This is a genomic window from Gilliamella sp. GillExp13 (assembly GCF_001690815.1).
In the GTDB taxonomy this organism is placed as follows: Bacteria; Pseudomonadota; Gammaproteobacteria; order Enterobacterales; family Orbaceae; genus Gilliamella; species Gilliamella bombi.
Window position 1 is genome coordinate 1 of record NZ_LZHJ01000143.1, and the last position, 5,146, is coordinate 5,146.

Consider the following 5,146-nt stretch of genomic DNA (forward strand, 5'->3'; position numbering starts at 1 on the left):
TGAAACGCTTCATCATCGTGATGATTTATCATCCTTAGCCCATTAATACGATAATTATTCCGCTGGCAATCATACAAATAACCTTTAGTCAGTTCATACCATGCACGTTCCAGTGCAACGTAAATAGGATAGTATTTTTGTCTTTTTTGACCATTTACATAAAAAACAGAATGAAAATGGATATGTTCATTCTGATTAAATTCCATAACAACAGCATACCCTATAATATCAAGTTCAAATTGCATAGCTTGATAAAGGAAGTACATTATTTCTTTTTTGGTTGTTTCAATATCAGTATTGAACTCATCATCTTTAGCATAATGAATGTCGATTCGAATCGGTAAAATTTTTGAGTATCTATCTTGTAGATTATTTAGGTGTGCAATGAGTTGATCATTGAGTTGTTTATTAATAGTAAAATTTTTATTTTGCATTTAGTTGCTCCTTATCAAATTAGAGTTATTTGATAAGGAGCAAGATTATTTTTTTACTGTTTTAGTAACTGATGGTTTACTCAGATAGTCTGTTATTGGTGTTATTTATCTAATAATTTTCTTTTATATAATAATATTAATTAACCTTTAATGATTATTTTTTTATCTTGTCTTTAGTCTCAATAAAACATCGAAAACATTCGATAAAAATTAATATTTGACTTTGTAAAATAGTGAAACGCTAACGTAAGAATCTTATTCTCATAAAACGATCAATTCATCAGAATATGAATGGGTGGAGATGAATACTGCATAATTATCTTATGATCAAACAACCAGCGTAATGTAAATAAATATTTACAAAAAGAATAAAGTAGTAACGGTATTAATTGAAAGTAATAGTACAAATAATGAACACATAATCACTTGGCAAGCAATTCTCTATAATCCTTGCAAACAAAGGCTTTAAAGCCATTTTATGGATACACGTCATTATCGAACCAAATGTATCCGGGTTTGTATCCGAAATCGTGCTTGATTTGGGGTGATTTCAGTTGAACTCGATTGAGTAGTGAATCTTAGTGAAAGTCTTATCTGAAAAGGCTTTAGACATAAAAAAAACTGCTAGAAGCAGGTCTTAGAATTTGGTGATTGGTGCCCGGACGCGGAATCGAACCACGGACACGGGGATTTTCAATCCCCTGCTCTACCGACTGAGCTATCCGGGCAACAATGGATGCACATTAAACACGATTAGTGATTATCAGTCAATCCCTTTTATAATATTTTTTTTAAAATATATATTGTTTGGTTGAAAAATAGCTAATCATCTTTATATTAAAAGATTATTTTTAATAAAATGTTTTTATCCTTATAGGAATTATATATGCGATTTGTTGGCTTTATTATCTTTTTTATTTATGTTTATTTTGAACTTACCTTTTTCATAGCTGTTGCTAATTCAATTGGTATTTTTCTTGCTTTAATTTGTATTATTGCAACATCTATTCTTGGTTTCTCGTTAGTTAAAACTCAGGGATTGAAAAATCTTAGTATTATGAAACAAAAAATAGCTAACAATCAAAGCTATAAAAATGAAGTAATTAGAAGTGTAGCTTTGCTTTTTGCCGGTTTTTTCTTGCTTATTCCAGGTTTTTTAACTGATATTTTAGGTGCAATCTTATTAATACCCCATGTACAAGATCATATCGTGGAATTTATTGTTCGAAAAATGCCAATAAGATCAAAATTTTCTTCATCACAAATGCATTATCAAGAGGGTGATATTATTGAGGGTGAATTCAAACAGAAAGATGATTAATAAATAACCAGTTAGACTTTTTTCTAAATTTGTTCTCTTGAAGAATTTAAAATAATCCCCATATATTGTGCACTACATTAAAAAAATCATAATTCTATGATTTCTGTTAATAATTATCTTAATTAAAAATTAGTGCTAGGAGATAACTAATGAAAATTCGTCCATTGCATGATCGTGTGATCATTAAACGTAAAGAAGTAGAATCAAAATCAGCTGGTGGTATTGTTTTAACTGGTTCGGCAGCAGGTAAATCAACTCGCGGAGAAGTTTTAGCTGTTGGTAATGGTCGCATTTTAGAAAATGGTCAAGTACAGCCGCTAGATGTTAAAGTAGGAGATATCGTAATTTTTAATGAAGGATACGGCGTTAAAACAGAGAAAATCGATAATGAAGAAGTGCTTATCTTATCTGAAAGCGATATTTTAGCGATTGTACAAGCATAACTGACAACTAATTTAATTTATATACAGAATTTAGGAGAAATACGAATATGGCAGCTAAAGATGTGAAATTTGGTAATGACGCTCGCGCCAAAATGCTTAAAGGCGTTAATGTATTAGCCGATGCAGTTAAAGTAACATTAGGTCCAAAAGGACGTAATGTAGTATTAGATAAATCTTTTGGCGCACCAACCATTACTAAAGATGGTGTTTCTGTTGCTCGTGAAATCGAATTAGAAGATAAATTCGAAAATATGGGTGCACAAATGGTTAAAGAGGTCGCATCTAAAGCAAATGATGCAGCAGGTGATGGTACAACTACTGCAACTGTTCTTGCTCAAGCGATTGTTAATGAAGGTTTAAAAGCTGTTGCTGCTGGTATGAATCCAATGGATTTAAAACGTGGTATTGATAAAGCAGTTGTTGCAGCTGTTGAAGAGCTTAAAAAATTATCTGCACCATGCGCTGATTCTAAAGCCATTGCTCAAGTAGGTACAATTTCAGCTAACTCTGATGAAACTGTTGGTACTTTAATTGCTCAGGCAATGGAAAAAGTAGGTAAAGAAGGTGTTATTACAGTTGAAGATGGCACTGGTTTACAAGATGAGCTTGATGTTGTTGAGGGTATGCAGTTTGATCGTGGTTACCTATCGCCATACTTTATCAATAAACCTGAAACTGCAACTGTTGAATTAGATAGCCCATATATTTTATTAGCCGATAAAAAAATCTCTAACATCCGCGAATTATTACCAGTGCTTGAAGCTGTAGCTAAAGCTGGTAAATCTTTATTGATTATTGCAGAAGATGTTGAAGGCGAAGCACTTGCAACATTAGTTGTGAATACTATGCGTGGCATTGTTAAAGTTGCAGCTGTTAAAGCTCCTGGCTTTGGTGATCGTCGTAAAGCAATGTTACAAGATATTGCAATCTTAACTGCGGGTACTGTAATTTCAGAAGAAATTGGTTTAGAACTTGAAAAGACAACTCTTGAAGATTTAGGTCAAGCAAAACGTGTTGTAATCAATAAAGACAACACAACTATCATTGATGGTGTTGGTGAGGAGTCATTAATTAATGCTCGCGTTGAACAAATTCGTAAACAAATCGAAGAATCAACTTCTGACTATGATAAAGAGAAACTTCAAGAACGCGTAGCGAAACTTGCTGGCGGTGTTGCTGTAATTAAAGTTGGTGCGGCAACTGAAGTTGAAATGAAAGAGAAAAAAGCTCGTGTTGAAGACGCATTACATGCAACTCGTGCAGCTGTTGAAGAAGGTGTTGTAGCCGGTGGTGGTGTTGCTCTTGTCCGTGCCGCAACTACTATTTCAGAACTTAAGGGTGCAAACGAAGATCAAAACGTTGGTATCAAAGTTGCGCTTCGTGCGATGGAAGCTCCATTACGTCAAATCGTTACTAACTGTGGTGAAGAAGCATCTGTTGTTGTTAATGCCGTTAAAGGTGGTAAAGGTAACTATGGTTACAATGCCGCAACTGAAGAATATGGTGATATGATTGCAATGGGTATTTTAGATCCAACTAAAGTAACACGTAGTGCATTACAATATGCTGCTTCAGTTGCCGGCCTTATGATCACAACTGAATGTATGGTAACTGATTTACCTAAAGATGATAAGGCTGACTTAGGTGCTACTGGTGGTATGGGTGGTATGGGTGGTATGGGCGGAATGATGTAATTCTTTTCGTCAGTACGAAATAAGCTTATCAATACAAACCACTCGTTTATGCGAGTGGTTTCAGATTGATGACAAAGAGCTCGCTTTTTGGCGAGTTCTTTGATCTAATAGAGAGGAGTCCATTATAAGAGGAATTCTTCTATGCTAAAAAAACCAACTCCAGCGACACCAGAAAAAATAGAGCAAATCTCGCTAGATGCGCTTGTCCCTCAAAATCATCTTGTTCGTAAAATAGCTAAAGTCATTGATTTTGAATTTATTCGAGAAGCGGTAGCACCACTTTATTGCCCTAATAATGGTCGTCCAGCAGAAGATCCGGTCAGACTGTTTAAAATCATGTTATTGGGGTATCTTTTCGGTATCCTCAGTTAACGTCGTCTGGTTCAGGAAATTCAGGTCAATTTAGCTTACCGCTGGTTTCTAGGAATGGGATGACGCCTCAACACTCAGCCAAAATCGTCGCCCTCGGTTTAATGACAGTGAAATCTATCAACAGATTTTTGATAATATTGTTGAGCAGGCCATTGCCAAAGGGTTGATAAGTGGTCGGGTTTTATATACGGACAGTACCACCTGAAAGCAAATGCCAATAAAGGCAAAGCACGTAATGAGCAACGTATTGTTGAGCCCAGTCAATATATTGATGCGCTTAATCAAGCCATCAACGCAGAAAGAGAATTAAACGGAAAAAAGCCTTAAAGCCATCGACGGTAGAGAAATACAAGGAGGTTAAACTCAGTACAACAGATCCGGACAGTGGTTTTATGCATTGGGAAGGCAAGCCTAAAGGATTTTTCTACTTAGATCACCGAACGGTTGATGGCAAACATAATTTAATTACCGATACCTATGTCACAGCTGGAAATATCATGATTCCCAGCCTTACATGGCTCGATTAAAACGCCAGTTAGAGCGGTTTGGCTTTAATCCGGTTGGTGTCGGTCTTGATGCGGGTTATTTTACGGCTCCCATTTGCCATTTACTGCTGGCAGAGCAGATATATCCGGTGTTGGGTTATCGTCGTCCCACCCATGGTGCGAATCCCATCAGAAAAAAGCAGTTTATCTATAACAGTCAAAACGATACCTATACTTGCCCAAACGGGCAAACATTAATATATAAAACTATTAGCAGGGAAGGTTATCGTCATTATCATTCTGATGCAACAACCTGCAAAGTCTGTCCGTTATTGTCACAGTGTACACAGAGTAAAAATACACAGAAAGTCATCACACGCCATATCTGGGAAGCAGA

At 35.7% G+C, this 5,146-nt stretch carries 4 protein-coding genes, 1 tRNA gene and 1 pseudogene; 4 read left to right on the forward strand and 2 right to left on the reverse strand.

What is annotated here, in order from left to right; translation table 11 throughout:
- Positions 1 to 434: inovirus-type Gp2 protein (locus A9G37_RS10060; RefSeq protein ID WP_065575416.1), on the reverse strand; the 434-nt coding region annotated here is incomplete at its 3' end.
- A 652-nt stretch (positions 435 to 1,086) separates the two neighbouring features.
- Positions 1,087 to 1,162: transfer RNA gene (locus tag A9G37_RS10065), tRNA-Phe, on the reverse strand.
- Between the two features lie 158 nt (positions 1,163 to 1,320).
- On the opposite strand from A9G37_RS10065, the gene A9G37_RS10070 reads away from it, so the two are divergent.
- From A9G37_RS10070 to A9G37_RS13255, 4 genes and pseudogenes are all read left to right on the forward strand, one after another.
- Positions 1,321 to 1,755: an FxsA family protein gene (locus tag A9G37_RS10070; protein ID WP_065575417.1), complete on the forward strand. Its 435-nt coding sequence runs from the start codon at positions 1,321 to 1,323 to the stop codon at positions 1,753 to 1,755.
- A gap of 149 nt (positions 1,756 to 1,904) precedes the next feature.
- Complete coding sequence (locus A9G37_RS10075) at positions 1,905 to 2,198, forward strand: co-chaperone GroES (RefSeq protein ID WP_034915350.1); 294 nt, start codon at positions 1,905 to 1,907, stop codon at positions 2,196 to 2,198.
- Positions 2,199 to 2,245: 47 nt separating this feature from the next.
- Positions 2,246 to 3,892: a chaperonin GroEL gene (gene groL / locus A9G37_RS10080; protein WP_065575418.1), complete on the forward strand. Its 1,647-nt coding sequence runs from the start codon at positions 2,246 to 2,248 to the stop codon at positions 3,890 to 3,892.
- 141 nt (positions 3,893 to 4,033) lie between these two features.
- Positions 4,034 to 5,146: pseudogene (locus A9G37_RS13255) on the forward strand (IS1182 family transposase); the annotation flags it as partial.

Coding starts and splice junctions, on each gene's coding strand:
- A9G37_RS10075 (WP_034915350.1), top strand. CDS start 1,905: ATGAAAATTCGTCCATTGCATGATCGTGTGATCATTAAACGTAAAGAA.
- groL (WP_065575418.1), top strand. CDS start 2,246: ATGGCAGCTAAAGATGTGAAATTTGGTAATGACGCTCGCGCCAAAATG.
- A9G37_RS10070 (WP_065575417.1), top strand. CDS start 1,321: ATGCGATTTGTTGGCTTTATTATCTTTTTTATTTATGTTTATTTTGAA.